20 protein-coding genes are annotated in these 15,641 nt (G+C 64.5%); 6 read left to right on the top strand and 14 right to left on the bottom strand.

What is annotated here, in order from left to right:
• From MKL11_RS22590 to MKL11_RS22600, 3 genes are all read right to left on the bottom strand, one after another.
• Positions 1–791 (bottom strand): MCP four helix bundle domain-containing protein (locus MKL11_RS22590; protein WP_243947486.1); only part of this gene is annotated, 791 nt, incomplete at its 3' end.
• Positions 792–946: 155 nt separating this feature from the next.
• Positions 947–1,189, bottom strand: coding sequence for a hypothetical protein (locus MKL11_RS22595; RefSeq protein ID WP_243947488.1), 243 nt, complete (start codon positions 1,187–1,189; stop codon positions 947–949).
• Between the two features lie 61 nt (positions 1,190–1,250).
• Positions 1,251–1,502: a hypothetical protein gene (locus MKL11_RS22600; protein ID WP_243947490.1), complete on the bottom strand. Its 252-nt coding sequence runs from the start codon at positions 1,500–1,502 to the stop codon at positions 1,251–1,253.
• Between the two features lie 228 nt (positions 1,503–1,730).
• Between MKL11_RS22600 and MKL11_RS22605 the strand changes: the two genes are divergently transcribed.
• Positions 1,731–2,138 (top strand): helix-turn-helix domain-containing protein, encoded by a 408-nt coding sequence (locus MKL11_RS22605; protein ID WP_243947492.1) that lies wholly within the window; start codon positions 1,731–1,733, stop codon positions 2,136–2,138.
• Here the strand turns inward: MKL11_RS22605 and MKL11_RS22610 are convergent.
• On the bottom strand, positions 2,129–2,554 hold the full coding sequence (locus tag MKL11_RS22610) for a hypothetical protein (protein WP_243947494.1): 426 nt from the start codon (positions 2,552–2,554) through the stop codon (positions 2,129–2,131). The genes MKL11_RS22605 and MKL11_RS22610 overlap by 10 nt on opposite strands.
• A gap of 64 nt (positions 2,555–2,618) precedes the next feature.
• Between MKL11_RS22610 and MKL11_RS22615 the strand changes: the two genes are divergently transcribed.
• The 5 genes from MKL11_RS22615 to MKL11_RS22635 all read left to right on the top strand — a co-directional run bounded on the left by MKL11_RS22615 (position 2,619) and on the right by MKL11_RS22635 (position 6,737).
• The gene (locus MKL11_RS22615) at positions 2,619–2,801 is read left to right on the top strand and encodes a hypothetical protein (RefSeq protein ID WP_243947496.1); all 183 of its coding nucleotides are present in this window, start codon (positions 2,619–2,621) and stop codon (positions 2,799–2,801) included.
• 91 nt (positions 2,802–2,892) lie between these two features.
• Positions 2,893–3,123 carry a hypothetical protein gene (locus MKL11_RS22620; protein WP_243947498.1) on the top strand — a complete coding sequence of 77 codons (231 nt, stop codon included), beginning with the start codon at positions 2,893–2,895 and terminating at the stop codon, positions 3,121–3,123.
• 124 nt (positions 3,124–3,247) lie between these two features.
• The gene (locus tag MKL11_RS22625) at positions 3,248–3,763 is read left to right on the top strand and encodes a MucR family transcriptional regulator (RefSeq protein ID WP_243947500.1); all 516 of its coding nucleotides are present in this window, start codon (positions 3,248–3,250) and stop codon (positions 3,761–3,763) included.
• Between the two features lie 293 nt (positions 3,764–4,056).
• A complete protein-coding gene (locus MKL11_RS22630) occupies positions 4,057–5,553 on the top strand; it encodes a DUF1800 domain-containing protein (RefSeq protein WP_279600663.1) in 1,497 nt (498 codons plus the stop codon).
• Entirely contained in the window at positions 5,550–6,737 is a 1,188-nt protein-coding gene (locus tag MKL11_RS22635) for a DUF1501 domain-containing protein (RefSeq protein ID WP_243947504.1), read from the top strand. Before MKL11_RS22630 ends, MKL11_RS22635 begins: the two co-directional genes overlap by 4 nt.
• 295 nt (positions 6,738–7,032) lie before the next feature.
• Here the strand turns inward: MKL11_RS22635 and MKL11_RS22640 are convergent, their stop codons facing one another.
• The 10 genes from MKL11_RS22640 to MKL11_RS22680 all read right to left on the bottom strand — a co-directional run.
• The gene (locus MKL11_RS22640) at positions 7,033–9,648 is read right to left on the bottom strand and encodes a TonB-dependent receptor (protein WP_243947506.1); all 2,616 of its coding nucleotides are present in this window, start codon (positions 9,646–9,648) and stop codon (positions 7,033–7,035) included.
• 983 nt (positions 9,649–10,631) lie between these two features.
• A complete protein-coding gene (locus tag MKL11_RS22645) occupies positions 10,632–11,519 on the bottom strand; it encodes a hypothetical protein (protein ID WP_243947508.1) in 888 nt (295 codons plus the stop codon).
• A gap of 229 nt (positions 11,520–11,748) precedes the next feature.
• Positions 11,749–11,955 carry a DUF3618 domain-containing protein gene (locus MKL11_RS33620; protein ID WP_409565897.1) on the bottom strand — a complete coding sequence of 69 codons (207 nt, stop codon included), beginning with the start codon at positions 11,953–11,955 and terminating at the stop codon, positions 11,749–11,751.
• Between the two features lie 49 nt (positions 11,956–12,004).
• Positions 12,005–12,367 (bottom strand): CsbD family protein, encoded by a 363-nt coding sequence (locus tag MKL11_RS22650; protein WP_243947510.1) that lies wholly within the window; start codon positions 12,365–12,367, stop codon positions 12,005–12,007.
• A 68-nt stretch (positions 12,368–12,435) separates the two neighbouring features.
• Positions 12,436–12,630: a hypothetical protein gene (locus MKL11_RS22655; protein WP_243947511.1), complete on the bottom strand. Its 195-nt coding sequence runs from the start codon at positions 12,628–12,630 to the stop codon at positions 12,436–12,438.
• A gap of 112 nt (positions 12,631–12,742) precedes the next feature.
• The gene (locus MKL11_RS22660; protein WP_313900774.1) at positions 12,743–12,925 is read right to left on the bottom strand and encodes a YidB family protein; all 183 of its coding nucleotides are present in this window, start codon (positions 12,923–12,925) and stop codon (positions 12,743–12,745) included.
• A 15-nt stretch (positions 12,926–12,940) separates the two neighbouring features.
• Entirely contained in the window at positions 12,941–13,426 is a 486-nt protein-coding gene (locus tag MKL11_RS22665) for a YidB family protein (RefSeq protein WP_243947513.1), read from the bottom strand.
• Between the two features lie 84 nt (positions 13,427–13,510).
• Positions 13,511–14,206 (bottom strand): hypothetical protein, encoded by a 696-nt coding sequence (locus MKL11_RS22670; protein ID WP_243947514.1) that lies wholly within the window; start codon positions 14,204–14,206, stop codon positions 13,511–13,513.
• A gap of 49 nt (positions 14,207–14,255) precedes the next feature.
• Complete coding sequence (locus MKL11_RS22675) at positions 14,256–14,642, bottom strand: hypothetical protein (RefSeq protein ID WP_243947515.1); 387 nt, start codon at positions 14,640–14,642, stop codon at positions 14,256–14,258.
• Positions 14,643–14,754: 112 nt separating this feature from the next.
• The coding region (locus MKL11_RS22680; protein ID WP_243947516.1) for a YsnF/AvaK domain-containing protein at positions 14,755–15,641 on the bottom strand (887 nt) is incomplete at its 5' end.

Here is a 15,641-nt window from a genome sequence, read left to right on the forward strand (position 1 = left end):
TTCATGCGGATCAGGCCATCCTTGAACACCTGAACCCCGTCTGCGATCGTCCCGATCTCGGTCTTCTCGCCCTGATGCGGAATGGCAGCGTTGAGATCGCCAGCGGCAAGGGATTGCATCGGCCCCACGACCGAACGGATACCGCGCGAGATGCTCAGGACGATCAAGGCCGCCAGCGCGATCGCTAGAACCACCGCCACAAGCCCAGCGCCGACCAGCATCAGGCGCGCCTGACCATATGTCGCCTGACTATCCTTCTCTGCCTGTTGAGCGCCGTCCTGGTTGAGCTTGATGATCTTGTCGAGCGCTGCTGAAGCATTGCGACGCGGTTGCACACCTTTGGCTTCATAAAGGCTGAGCGCCTGCGCTTTCTCACCCTTGCGCGACAACACAAGGATAGGCTCGACAGTGCCCATGAAAGAGCGCCATTCACGGGAGAAGGTTTCGTAGAGCGATCGTTCCTCGGGTGAGCTGATCAGACCCTCATAGGCTTTGGCGGTCGTCTCGATCTTCTGGGCACGATCGGCGAGGTCCTTGTCGACGCTGGCCAGCATCTGTTGTTCGTCCGTCAGGATATGACGGAGCAGACTCGTCGTGTACCGTCCTGTCAGAGCATCGACTTGACCAGCGGTGCGAACGCTCGGCAGCCAGTTTGTCTCGACGTCGAGGAGCAGCCCGTTGATTGTGGATGCGCCCCACAAACCGATCGCGCTCAGACCGCCCAGGAACAGCAGAAGCACCGAGAATGCAGCGATGAGTTTGCTGCGGATAGATATGGATGGAAGCGACACAGCGGGCCTCATGAGGCAGCCGTCGATCCAAAAATGCTTGCAGCCGCCGGAGCTATGGCGTGCCCGAGAATAGTTAATGGGCTGCAACGCTAGGCTTTGAAATCAGGCGCCTGCGGCCCTGCAAGGCAGCGGTGTTGTCTCTGGCAAAGCGGTGACTATCGATCCATATTTCGATAGCGGTGGCCATCTGGATGTAGGCCGAGCACGACCATGACGCGATCCCGAGCTCCGACGTCGGCGATCGGCGCGCCATTCTCAAGCCCGACGATAGCCTCGGGATCGACCTGGGCTAGCGCAGACAAAGTCTCGATCGAGTAGGCGCCACGTATGCGTGCGGCATGGATCTGCACAGCTAACGCGGCATCTAGGGAGGTGGGCTTGTCGTGCAGGTTGCTCATGGGCCAGCGGTACGTGCCGGCTCAGGCCGAAGTTTCCCCCGACGAGCTTTTTGAGACTCGGCTACTCCATCCCCGACGGCCGAGGGCGTGGCATGCCAAGCTCGGTCAACCCCAGGAATAGTGCGACGCGCGTCAGCACAGCGAGCGAGAACGTGCAGCCGTTGCCGTTCTCGATAGCCGCGATCACCTCGGGCGCGAGGCAGGCCAAGCGGGCTGCGTTGTCCAGGGACAGACGTAGTCGGTCGCGTGCCGGGCCAGCGTGCGTCGCGAGGTTGCGCAGCACGACGTGGCGCCGCTCCTCAATCTCATCCATGGAAGGTGCTCGATCTCGCCAGGACCTGCAGCCCTCATAGGGGCGATACGACCGCCGCCGCTTTTACAAAATACCCAGAGTTGCACTCGTGCCCTGCGCAAGTTGCAGCTGTTGCTCAGCTGCACTAACGGTTGTCTGGCACAATCAGGTACAATCCTCAGTCGATTTTAGGCGGCTGGACTAGTAGCTGCGCGTTCCGGCATCCCCTCGTAGAAAGCCAATCCTGCGATGACCGCCACCAATACACCGAAGCTGGCGACTGAAGCTGATCGCGCGATCGGCAGCCGCATCGCGGCGCTTCGGGCGGCACAGGGTCTGAGCCAGACCGCGCTCGGTCACGCCATTGGGGTGAGCTTCCAGCAGGTGCAGAAGTACGAGAAGGGCCGCAACCGGGTCGGCGCCAGCCGTCTGCAGATGATCGCGGATCAGCTCAAGGTGCCAGTCGAGACGTTTTTCTCCGACACGGCGCCGGTGGATGCCGGAGTCGCGCCCGTTCAGACCTATTTCGACGATCCGAAGGTCGTCGAGCTCGTCCAGGCGTTCACGAGCATCGCCGACGCGCCGACGCGCGAGAGTGTTCTGTCGATCGTGAAAGCAGCGGCCACAATCCAGCAGAGGCGTGCCTTTCAGGCATAGGGCCCACCGAACAGGTCGCCTGATGCCTTCCGCCGGAACAGCGTGCGCCGCCGCCGCCTCTGATGCTCCGGCCGGTCGTGGATCATGTGGCAGCGCTGGCAGAACGCCGCGAGGTTGGCGTCGGCGTTGTTGGCCGTGTCGTGGTCTCTGTGAGCCGCTGCCAGGACTACATGGGTTCGGCGAGCGCGGCCGAGGATGTCGGTACCCGCCCTTACCCGGATCCGGCGGCCCCACCCATCGCGCCAGCGGCTGGCCTCGGCATCCCACCAGCGCCCGTCGCCGAGGTGATAGACCATCCGCCCGTGTGGCCGCCCGCAGCCTTCGCAGCGCCCCTGCGCCCGGCCAAAGCGGATCGCTATCGACAGCTCGCGCCAGTCGATCGGGTAAAAGAAACGGTGCTCGGCCCGGATCGGCATGACGGCGGCACTGTGCCATCCAACATGAAGAAAGCGTAGCATTAGGACGAGCTACGGATTGCACATGGACCTATCCGACCTGGAGTTCTGGGCCTTCCTGGCAGTGGCGATCCCCGCCCTGTTCCTGCCGGTCATCATCGCGTGGTGGAAGGGGCGGCCAATCGGGCCGATCGCCCTGCTCAGCCTGGTGTTCTGGCCCGGCGCGCTGATCCTAGCGCTGCGGCTGCGACGACGGCACGATCCGTAAACTGGTTCGTGGCGGGGGCCTGAACGATATCGGCCGCGCTGACGTTTGGCCCAGGGCTGATCGAACGGGATCACCCTGGAGGAAACAAACCATGTCGATGAAGACATTCGCCATCGCGGCCGCGCTCACGTTCGCCGTCACAGGGGCGGCTCTCGCTCAGATGCCGGCCGGCAGTGGTAGCGGCAGCGCTCAGAGCAACATGAACAACCCCGGCAGCGTGAAAAGCCCGTCGCAGAAGCGCATGGGTGGCCAGCGGGGTATGATGAGCACGCGGCACATGAAGCGCCATCGGCGTCACCACATGCGTCGTTCGCGCATGTAGTTGTGGCGGCTAGAGTTCCGCGGCCATAGATCTATGGACTGTTTCGCTATAGCAGGTCCGAGATCATTTGCTTTATCATCTTTGCCGGCACACAGTGAAAGCCTAACAATCATAGGTGTGCATCGTGGACGAAAACGCAGAGACGATTGAGGGTGGGGCAACCAACTACGTCGAGCTGACGGCGGATCTTGTCTCCGCCTACGTCTCGAACAACCACCTGCAACCGAACGAGATTTCTTCACTGATCGCGAGCATGCACGCCGCGCTCACAGGACTTGGTCAAGGTGGAACTGCCGGAGCCCCGGCCGTGGACAAGCCCACTCCATTCCAGATCCGGAAGTCCATCACACACGAGGCGCTGATCAGCTTCATTGATGGCAAGCCGTACAAGACGCTGAAGCGCCACATCACCGGCAATGGCATGACGATTGAGGAGTACCGGGAGCGCTACGGGCTACCGCAGGACTATCCGTCCACGGCCGCCAGCTACTCCGAGCAGCGCTCGGCGCTCGCCAAGAGCCTCGGCCTCGGAAACAACCGCCGGAAGGCGGCTCCGATGGCTGCTGAGCTCGCGGAGACCGTCTCCGAGAAGTCCAAGCGCGCTGGGCGGCCGCGGAAGGCCAAGGGTGCCGAGGCGTAGGACGCCGGCAACGTGCGTGTTCCGCCGAACCTTCGCCGCAGATCGCGGCGAGGGTGCACGCCCGTGCAACGCAGCTCAGGCAGAACAGCGATGAGATGCTCGATCCTGGCCGCGACGGCCCTCGCGGTCCTCACCACCGCCGCGCCCGCGTAGAGCTCATCCCATCGAGACGTTATCTTCAGGCTTGGTACAGGCTCTCGGGGCCACGCTTGAATGGCTGACAGGACGGCCAGCGGGGATCCACGATGTCACGTGCCACATCTGGCATCCTCCGGATCGCCGCTGTCACGACGATGTTTCTCGTCGTGGGTCGACCTCTGGTAGCGGCGCCGACCTGGGCACCCGCCTCACCTTCCGCCGCTGAGGATGTGACCTTCCTCGATGCACTGACTTGGGGCGTCACGCCCTCGGCCTTCGCGGCCCTGCGCGCCGAGGGGCGCGATCGTTGGTTGAAGGAGCAGCTGCGCCTGCCGACAGGCCTGCACCTGCCACCGGACGCACAGGCGCAGGTCGATGCGCTTACCCCGAAGGCCGGGTTGTTCGAGCGCGTGCTGGCGCTCGATGCACAGGCCAAAGCCGCCAACACTGAGCTCGATCCGGAGGTGAAGAAGGCTGCTCAGGGCGCCTACCAGAGTGCCCTGAACGGGGCGGCTCGCGACGCCACCGCGGCCTGGGTCCTTCGCGCTTTGTACAGTTCGGACCAGCTGCCCGAGCGGTTGACGTGGTTCTGGTTCAATCGCTTCAACGTCCATCAGGGCAAGGCCAACCTGCGGGCGATGGTGGGCGATTACCTCGACACGGCGATCCGCCCGCACGTGCTCGGGCGCTTCCGCGACCTGCTCATGGCGACGCTGCGCCATCCGGCGATGCTGCGCTACCTCGACAATGCCGACAACGCCGCCGGTCACGTCAACGAGAACTACGCCCGCGAGATTATGGAGCTGCACACGATGGGTGTGGGTTCCGGCTACACGCAGGGCGACGTGGAGGCGCTAGCGCGCATCCTCACGGGTGTCGGCATCGACATGCGGCCCGAGGACCCGAAGCTGCGCCCGGACCATGCGGCCGACTTCATCCGCGACGGGCTGTTCGAGTTCAACCCGAACCGACACGATTATGGTGACAAGCTCTTCCTCGGGCACACGATCCGGGGGCGTGGTTGGCCTGAGGTGGAGGAGGCGCTCGATTTCATCAGCCGCGATCCGGCGACGGCAACCAACGTCTCACGCGCGCTCGCCGCTTACTTCACCGGGCGACGGCCGGACGACACCCTCACGGCGCGGCTCGCCGCGGTGTTCATCCGTACCAACGGGGACATCGCCGCGGTGATGGAAGCTCTGGTTCATGCCCCTGACTTCACGGCGGCGCAGGCCAGAGCGTTCAAGGACCCGGTGCGCTACGTGCTCTCGGCCGTTCGCCTTGCCTATGATGGGCGGGTGATCCGCAATACTGGCCCGGTGCTCGGCTGGCTCAACCGTCTCGGCGAAGGCCCTTTCAACCGATCGACGCCAGACGGCTATCCCGTCGACGCCGCAGCCTGGAGCGGCCCGGGGCAGCTCGCCACGCGCTTCGAGATCGCACGACAGATCGGCTCGGGGCCGGCCGGCCTGTTCAAGCCGGCGTTGCCTGACCAGCCGGACGAGCCCGCCTTCCCGCTCGTGGCTAATGCCCTGTACTTCTCGACCCTCGCCGGGACGCTGAGCCCGGCAACGCGTGCAACGCTGGCCCAGGCGGTATCGCAACAGGACTGGAATACGCTGTATCTCGCCTCGCCGGAGTTCATGCGATGAACCGTCGCGATCTGATCCGCGCCTCGGCTGCGCTCGGTCTCTCCACGGTCGCGGGTCGCGTCTGGGCGGCGCCGCGGGCGGATGCGCGCCTGCTCGTCGTGTTCCTGCGTGGCGCCTACGACGCCGCCAACGTGGTGATCCCCACTGGCAGTGAATTCTACTATCACGCGCGACCCAACCTCGCGGTGGCGCGGCCCGACCCGGCTGATCCCAAGGCAGCCTCGGCACTCGATGTCGACTGGAGCCTGCACCCGGCGCTGCGCGACACCATCCTGCCGCTCTACGCCAAGGGTCAAGCCGCCTTCGTGCCGTTCGCCGGCACCGATGACCTCACCCGCAGCCACTTCGAGACGCAGGACACGATCGAGCTCGGGCAGACCATCGGCGGCTCGCGCGACTACAATTCGGGGTTTATGGCGAGGCTTGCCGCCGAGTTGACCCGGGTTCGGCCGATCGCCTTCACCGATCAGATGCCACTGATCTTCCGCGGCGGCGATGCGGTGCCGAACATCAACATCGCTGGCGTCGGCAAGCCCGGCATCGACGACCGCCAGGCGAAGCTGATCGCCGCGATGTACCGGGGGACCAATCTCGCCGGCGCGGTCGCCGAGGGATTTCGCGTGCGCGAGCAAGTCTACCACGCGATCTCCGATCACGCCGATCAGGCCGACCGCGGGGCGGTCTCACCGAAGGGGTTCGAGCTGTCGGCGCGACGCATCGGCCGGCTTATGCGCGAGACGTTCAACCTTGGCTTCGTCGATGTCGGCGGCTGGGACACGCACGTGAACCAGGGCGCGGGCACCGGTTATCTCGCGGACCGGATGGGTGAGCTCGGCCGCGGGCTTGCGGGCTTCGTCGAGGAGATCGGTCCGAGCTGGCCCGATACCGTCGTGGTGGTGCTATCCGAGTTCGGCCGGACGTTTCGCGAGAACGGCAACCGCGGCACCGATCACGGCCACGGTAGCGCCTACTGGGTGCTCGGTGGCGGCGTTCGCGGCGGCCGCATCGCAGGTCCTCAAGTGCGCATGGACGAGGCACATCTCTCCCAGAACCGGGATTGCCCAGTGCTCACCGATTACCGCTCACTGCTCGGCGGCGTGATCCAGCGGCTGTACGGGCTCGATCAAACCAGCTTGAACAGGGTGTTTCCAGGGGGGCATCCGGCCGACCTCGCCCTAATTTGAGTACAACATCACCGAGCCTGAGCCTGGCAGGAATTTCATGTGGTGGCAGCGGGTTGAACATCAGGCCGCCGTGGCCTGAGTGAAGCGCTTATCAAAGACGACGGCGAACTGCGCCTTGGCTATGCCATGCTCACTTGGGCCTATCTTCCACCCCCACTCGGATCCGCTCAGGATCAGGTAAAGGATGTTTAGGGCGGCCTCATCTGCAAAGAAATAGGATTAGATCAAGAATAAGCCGCGGGCTATGCTGCCCGCGGCTGTTCATGCAGAGACCAAGCCAACAAACGTGCGCGTTTCAGTACTTCCGCATAATCGGCTCAGGCGACATGGGTACTGGATCCGCACCGAAGGCGTACTTGAAGCCCGCATAAATCGAAAGCGGCTGCGCCAGTGTCGTGGTTCGTGGGTCATTGATCGAGAGGTTGCCGGCAACCGCGCCCGTCTCTGCAAAGGTGCCAAACGTGGTGTAGCGATTGTTTGTGAGGTTCGTAATTAGACCAAATATCTCAAGGTTCTTTGTAAGCTGGTACTTCGTTGTGAGGTTCATCACGTAGTACGCAGGAAGCTTTCGGTTAAGGTTAGACTCGTCGCCGCGGTAGTAGGACGACGAGAACGCTTGGACATTCACGCCAAATCGCCATTCGGGTGTGATGTTGTACTCGAACCCGGCCTTGATCTGATGGTCGGGAACCAAGGGCATCTTGTTGCCGGGGCGAACGAGGATGCCGCCATTCGGGACGATATCGCCGGACAGGGCGCCCCCGCTCGCTCCGGTGCTGGCGAGCGGATTGTTGGGTGAGGACAACGTGCCCTTGAACTGGAAGGTCGCATCGATCAGCGCGTAGTTGGCGTAGATCAGTAGGTCAGGCGTGACATACTCGGCGCTGACTTCGATGCCCTGCCGCTGCGTCGCCGGGACGTTGACATAGTAGGCCCGGGCGGCATTCCCGGGGGTGGCCAACTGGATCAAATCATTTTGCAGATCCGTGCGGAAGACGCCAGCCTTATAAGTCAGGCGACCGCCAGCGTAGAAATCCGGGATGACACCTCGGAAGCCGGTCTCGTAGGTCTGTCCCGTCACCTGCTTCAGCGGCGGGTCGGCCACAAGCGAGTTTGGAAGCAGGCATGGCTGGCTCGGACTGGAGCAGGACAACTCCAGCGGCGTCGGCGCGCGGTTCGACTCCGAGTAACTGCCGTAGAGGTTCAGGGCCGGCGTGAACTGATAGGTTAGACCCGCGAGCGGATTGACCTTCGTGTACTCGTGCGTGCCCGTCACGTCCGGAGAGAAACCGGTGAGGTCACGCGTCTGAATGCGGGCATAGTTGAGCCGGGCCCCTGCAGTGAGCGACAGTCGATCGGTCACGTCGAGCGTGTCGGTGGCGTAGAGGCCGAGATACAGGTTCGAGCCGTCGACCGAACTCGGCGCGATGCCGAGGGCACCGAGGGTGCGGACCATCTGCGTGCCCAGGCCGGGGATCGTGCCATAGTAGGGATTGTTCGGATCGACAGTGACCGAGAGGTTCGGGTTCAGCACACCCAGCTGGCTGGACGACTTGAACGAGAAGTCGGCCGCGTCGACGCTGCCGCCGACCACGAACGTATTGCCGAGGCCGAAGATCTTGTCGCGATTGGCGGCCTGGAGGGAGCCACCATAGCCGGTAGCCTGGGTCTTGGTCGTGTCGATCGTGGCGTAAGGGACGTTTGCCAGGAACGGGATCTTTTGGTTCTGCTGGCCGAGGATCAGGAACTGATTGGCGAATGCATTCCTGGCGGCGGTCCCCTTCGCGGGTGCGTTCACGTTGAAGGCATCATCTTGAAAGCAGAGGAAGCCACGATAGCTCGACTGCTTGCTGCATTGCTCGAAATTGCCCTGGTTTCCATCGACGTAGTTCTGGCTGAAACGACGGAAGTAGGCGTTCCCGGCGAGGTCCCAGGTCGGCGAGAGGTCGGCCCGGCCGGTGAGCTGGATCGTGCCAACCTCGGTGGTGGTTGTCTGAGGATATGTGAAGATCGCACGCGGATCGACGTGGCTGAAGTCCACCGGGGTCGCGGCGGCCGCGCCGAAGAAGCTGCGCGCGGCCATACCGATCAGGTGGAACTCGGAGTCGGGGGTGCGGTAGCCGAGGTCGGCGTAGAGGCGACCGATCGTGCTTGGGTTCTCGTAGCGCCAGCCGCGGTCGTTCAGGCCGTCGCCGGTGAAGTACAAGCTCCAATTCCCGGAGACCTTGCCGTATTCGAGGTAGCCGGCGGTGCGTGCGTCTGAGCCGCCCCAAGCGCTGATCTCGGTACCCTGCCAAGTAAAGCCGTTCTTCATCTGGATGTTGACGGCACCACCGATCGCGTTGAGACCGAAGACCGGATTACCGGTGACGATGTCGATGCGCTGGATCGCCTGCGGGGGGATCAGGTCGAAATTGACGATGTCGCCGAAGGCCTCGTTGATGCGCACGCCGTTCTGGTAGACGGCCAGCCCTTGCGGCACGCCCTGGACCGGCGAGGCGGTGAAGCCACGGTAGGTCACGTCGACCCGGTTCGAGTTGCCCTGCGAGTCGGAGAGGTTGATGCCGGGTGTCTGCCGTGCCAGCGTGGCGATGACGTTATCGGTACCACGGTCGATGTCGATCTCCTGCGCCGTCACGGTCTCGACGGTGCTGGGGATCTTGTTGAGGGGTTGTTCTGAGCCCCGAAGGCGTAATCCACCGGCGGGCGCCGGGAGCGTCGGAACCGCCTGGGCGGCGTTATCGAGGTTCTGCGCGCGGCTTGAATTGCCCCCGCCGGCACCGACTGGCGACGTCGAGACGACGCTGATCTCGCCCAGTGTCACAGCTTGTTGTGCCTCCGCCATACCAGGCAGCAGCAACCACGGCAGCGCCGATACCGACGCCACCAAGCCTCCCCTCAACGTCAGCATTTTATTCGTAGACCCCGATATGGTTCGCCGCTCGTTTGGCGACGCGCAGGTCCGTCTTGAACTATATCGTGCCGAGCGCAACGCGCTCACGAAAGTGTTAATCCCTTCCCATGAGTTTGTCTTGCTTGTCGACCAGTCGGCGTGCCTTTTCCGCAACATTCTGCACGGGAAACTGCATGCGAGGTCAGGTAAAAGTGGCAATATCGGCCGGGATTTGTCGCAAGGCTAAGACTTCAGTTCACCGCGATGCTCGATTTCCAAGCGGGAGTGATATCCCTTCGCCGATCGAGTCGACGGAGCCTATTCGTCCGAAGCGTCGGCGACCGCGACGGCGGGCGGCCGAGTCAAACGCTAGAGGGCTCGGCCTAGTGGTGACTGCACACCAAGCGCCGATCGCCGTCGAGTACGCTTGGACCTTCTTGAAGCGGGGCGATGGCTCGATTGTGGTCGGCACACTCTCTGGATGTGTCCGCTCGCTGCGACAGGCTTGGCTCGTTCCCACCGTCTGTCTTCGTCTGAGCACCGGCGACCGACTGACGATCTCGATCACCGACGTGGATGGCGGCACGGCGAGGTTCGAATGCATCTCCAAACCCCGTGCGCGTCGCCGCACAGTATGCTCAAGCCAACCAACGACATGATACGGCTCCTGCGTCTTGGCAAGGTCCGTATCGCCGATCCAAGAGAGCTCGCGCTCTCAACGCACTTAACAGGATAAATGTCCTACGAGCCACCATGTCGGCAATCCGATGCTTTTTCCGACAAATGTCGCGCAGAAGCCTGTTCGTCAGTCATGTTAGGTGCGTAGTTGTCTTGCCGCGTTCCACAAGGGTCCAGAATGTTCGCGCCAGCGCGTTACAAAAGTCGAAAAATACTCGATGGAACGGCTACGCTGCTCACTTCTGCTGCGCTCCGCTAGAGCAGGCCCTATTAGAACGCTATGACGGCATCACTGCTCTCAGAAGTTTGTTGACCTTCGCAGCTTAGCCGGGCTCATGCTGCACGTCCGAGTGCATCATGAAGCCTAGGGCGACTTCCGAAAACTCAGGCGTGCGGAGATAGCCGTAGGACTTATGGCGGTTTGCCGAGCCGTTCGGACGTAGATACGCGTTCACGACCGCGATGTCGTCGACGCTGACGCCACGGTCATTGCGCGTGAAGACCTCCGCGAGTTCGCCGGCCACCGCGGCGAGGTCGCGGTTGTCGGCCATGTTCGTCCAGCGGCTGACGTTGTTCGGGACGCGTGCCGCCCCGTTCTCCTCGGCGATCTTCGCCCTTACCTCCGCCAAGCCAAGCGGGGAGCCCAGTGTCACGAGGTGCTCGACCTGCACGGAAGGATTTTCCCGTTCGAGCATGCGTAAGGCGTCATAGGCGATGATCGAACCCATCGAGTGCGCAGCCAGCAGCACGCGCCGCCCGGCGAGCCGCTCCAGAACCTCGATGAGCCTGCGCCGGACCTGCCGGGCGAACGGCGTCTCGGAATGGTACTGCCACAGATCGTCGAAGCGGTGCTCGAGGATCGCGTCGTCGACCGGTGTAGCCCCCGTCGCAGTCTGCAGTGCGGCCAAACCGCGGTAGACTTTGCTGACGACGCCATCATTCAAGGTCGCATCAGCGTCCGGCCGATGGCGTGGGAGCGGCCCGGAGCCGCCGTCGGGCTGGTAGGGCTCATCGTTGGCGTCGCCGAGGAGCGGCTGATCGTAACGCAGGTCCGCCCAGTACACGAACTCGAATGGGAACCCGCCGCCGTCATGTCCGCAGTTTCTCTGTAGTCCCTCTACGATAGCAGCCTTCCACCAGCGCCGTTTCTCGTCGAGCGGAGGCTTGTTCTCCAAGCCGTGGATGCCGACGAGGATGCCCTCAGCGCTCATTCACTCGAGTCCGTCGACAGGTTGGGCGAGGCGTCGTCCCGCAGCCCGATCGTGGGGGCGCCTCACTCCGGTGTGCTGCCCGCCCCAGCCGAATGTCGCCTCGGCACGTCCAAGGAGGCCTGAACGGACGGCTGCATCGGCGTCCGCACGTCCGGATCGCGCTCGGCGCGATAGACACGGACGGATGGCTTGGTCACCTGCCGCAACAACAGCATCACGCCTCCAGCGATCAGAAGGACGGAGAGCGGGTTGTGCCGGACCGCATGCAGGGCGCCATCGTAGAGCGCGGCCCCGGCCTCGCTCCGGCGTGCGGTACCGCAAATTCCTCCACGATAGCGGACGGGTTCAACCACACTTGCAACCGATCGAGGGCCCCGTCGAGCCTGGCGCGGCTCGCCTCGACGTCGCGTTCGAGGTCCCTGGCACCAGCGGTCATGGATGGCCTCGGATCGCATCGAGCGGCATAATCCACACGGAAGCGGCCTTCACTTCCGGCCGTGGATGACCAGTGCGAGGAGGTAACCGAGCGCGCCCGCCATCGCGACGACTATGAGCGGCGACTCCTTCGCATATTGGCTGAGTGCGTCACCGCCCTGTCGATACGCATGCTCGGCCTCAGGGAAGCGCTCGCGCCCCTTCTTGATCGCCTCACCGGCGAGATCGTTCGCTTGGTCGGCCACGTCGCGCACCGCGTCCTTGGCCTGTCCGACGAGGTTCTCGGTCGAACCCTTCAGTTCGGTCATCTTGCCCTTGCCCTGGGTCTCGCGGTCGCCAATCGCGTCGCCGACCTTGCCCTGAACCTTGCCGCCGAGTTCCTTCGCGGCGCCGGTGATGCGGTTCTCGTCCATAGTGTCCCTCTTGAATTGGCAGCCGGGCCCACATGCATCGCGGACCCGGCTGGTTCTACGAGAGTCGATCAGTGCTTGCCGGTGCTCTTGCCGTGAGCCTTGGTCGAACTCTCGTGCGCCTTCGCCGAATGGCCGTGGGCCTCCTCGGAGTGCTTGCCGGCCGCCTTGGCGTCGCCCTTCTCGTGGTGCTCGGCGGCCGTCTTGTGCGACTTGGCGGCTGCCTCGTGATGCTTGGCCGCCTCGTGATGCGCGTTCTGGGCCATGGCTGTGTTCCTCGTTCGGCACCATAACGGTGCTCGTTGCGGTCATGTCGACCGGCGCGTCCGGGTGAGGTCGTCCTCGACCGACGTGCGGAATGTCCTCAGGCTCACCGCGTCAGCGCACGGGTAACCTGCCATCAGGGGCGTAGCGGTTCACCACTGAGGGAAGCTCCTGTGGGAGCCGGAAAAGTAAGTCGCCATGCGACAGGTCGGTCTGCCACGACAGGCTGTCGAGCACCGCAGAACATATGCCCTGCTGCAACTGACGAAGGGTGATCTCATAAAACGGCGGCGTGATCGGTCGCGAAGAACGTTACCAATGCGCGTGCTCCTGCTCGGTCGGCATACGACCCTGCGGGGTAAGCTGGTCGACCACGTCGGGCAGCAACTGCGAGAGTTGCGACAGCAGGTCGGAGCTGCCCATACCGGTCTGCTGCGAGAGCTGGCCTACCGTCTCGGGACCGAGCGCGTCGCCGAGGTCATGCGGCGCGATCGGTTGGTTCTGACCTTGGCCGATCCACGAGTTGATCGCCCCGCTGTGGCCAGCCTGGGTGAACTGTTCCACGAGGGCACCGAGCCCACTGGCCCCGCCGCCGCCGAGCAGACCGCCGGGACCGCCCTGACCGGCGCCAACCATGCCGCCGCCCGCGTTACCCAACATGCCGCCGAGTCCGCCGCCTCCGGCTCGCGCGGCCAGAAGGCTCATCAGGACGCCGACGAGGGGGTTCGCGCTGCCGCCCTGTCGCTGACCGGCGTTACCGCCGACCACGCTGCCGATGATACTGTCGAGTAGGCCCATGGGTGGTGCTCCGGGAGCGGCCCTCAGGCCGGGATGATCGTATGGGTCGACGATGAGGCCGGACCCAAGGATGGATGCCGAGGATCAGACTGGGTGGTTGTAGACACGCACCCTGCGGGCACCCGACATCGACGTGTCCGTACCGGCCATGGGAGCGCTCACCGCATCGTTCTCGCGCACGAGCGAGCCGGCGGCCGCGTCCGAGCCGATCAAGGTCGATGTGTCCCTTGGGGCCTCGTCGGCAGTCTTGCTGCTCCAGCCCTCGCTCTCCCAACCCTGCGCACGCGCGTCGAGATCGACGGCACCGTGCTCCTCCAGGATGCGCGTGGCCACACCGGCGTGAGCTTCATCCGCCCTCACGGTCAGCAGCGAGCCGCCGCGGCGCACACCCTCGGCGTAGGCATGCGCGTCGGTCTCAGTAACACCGGCGCCGGTCAACGAGCCGGTCAAACCGCCCGCTGCGGCACCGATGCCCGCACCGGTCAGCGTCGCCACGAGCCAACCGGCGGCCACGACCGGACCGACGCCTGGGATGGCCATCAGCCCGAGGCCGGCGAGGAGGCCCGCGCCACCGCCTAGGATCGTGCCGAGCGTCGCGCCCGTCCCCGCCCCGGTGGCAGCATGGTCTGCCGTGTCTCCCATTCCGGCATTGCCGGTCTCCGCCTTGTTGCTGACCAGGCTGATATCGGAGTGGGGCACGCCGGCCGCCTCCAACTTCGTCACAGCCGCCGCAGCATCGTCGTAGCGGTCGTACAGGGCCGAGAGGGTCTGTGCTGGCATGGGATGACTCCGAGAAATTCGGGTGGGACAGATCGAGCGAGGGGACCGGCTACTGGACCGCGACGTTCCCCTTGAAGTCGAGGCCGACGCTGGCAGCTTTGCCGTCCACCATCGCGCTGGCGTGCCAGATGCCGTCGCCATCCTTCTTCAGGTCCTTGACCTCGTGGTAGCCGGCTTGCTCAAGCCGCCGGCGGACCTCACCCTCAGTGAAGCTGTTGGCGCCCCGCTCCAACTTGACGTTCGCCCCCGTGTTGGTGGCGGCTGCCTTGCCGTCGTGGCTGTGATCGGTGTTCGGCCGCGTCACGGCGTTCTGGCCGCCGGACGTCGCGCTGGAAGCACCACTCGTCGCCGGCTGCCCGGTGACGGTCGTCTGCGCCAGTGCGGGCGCTGCTGCAAGCAACGGCAACACGATGAGGATCGAGCGGTTCAGGGACATGGCAGGGCCTGTTTGTCTGGTGGTAGTTAGAGGGACGGCCGATCCGACGTCTGATATCGGTAGGGTGCGCTGCCCGGTGCATCCAAGCTCCAGGCAGCGCCGCTTATGTCGATCAGACCGGCTTGCGCGTGCCGGGCGTGGTGCTGGTGGTCGCGGTACCGGCCGTGCCAGTGCGGCTGACGTTGCCGCGCTCGTCCTCGACCTCGACCTCCGTATGCCGCACCTTGTCGGTGATGGTCTCGGTGCGCTGACCCGCGTCCTTGCGGATGCCGACCTCCTCGACCACGCGGGCCTCCTTCGACACCACCGCCTGCTCACGCATCTCGGTCGCCTCGATAGTCTTGCTCGCGAACAAGGCCTCGTCGGCCGCCGTCACCGGCCGGTCGACCGCGCGCCGGTCGACGTGCACGGTCTCGTCGCGCAGGGTGACCTGCTCCTCAACCGGCTTCTCGACGACGAAGGAGCGAACTCGCACCCGGCCGCTCTCGGCCACGCGCTTGCCGACGTTGAGCCGCTCCTCAACGATCGGGATGTAGTCGGTCTCGCCCGTGGTCGTCCCGGCACCCTTCAGGGCCGCGGCGCCTGTAGCTGCCGTTCCGGTTGCTGTCGTGCCCGTGGTCGAGCTGGCCGTCGTCGTGCCGCCCGTCGCCGAGTACCCGCTCCAACCTTCCTTGCGCCACGCGCTCTCACGCTGGTCGAGGTCGACCGAGCCGTGCTGCTCCAGGACATCGTAGGCCGTCTCGGTCTGCGCCGGCTCGACGCTCGCGGTCAGCAGCGTGCCACCGCGGCTCAGGCCCTCGCTGTAGGCGTAGCGATCCTCCTCGGGCATGAAGAAGTCCTTGAGCGAGCCCCAGAAGCCGCCCTCGTCCTTGTGGTAGTCGTATGAGCCGCTCGTGCGCGCCGTCTGGGCACCTTGCACCAGCTTGATCGCCGATTGCGGGATGCCGGCGGCGACAAGCTTGGCCTGAGCGGCTTGCGCCTCAGCCGGGCGATCGAACA

The sequence above is a fragment of the Methylobacterium sp. J-077 genome (assembly GCF_022829365.1).
GTDB lineage: Bacteria > Pseudomonadota > Alphaproteobacteria > Rhizobiales > Beijerinckiaceae > Methylobacterium.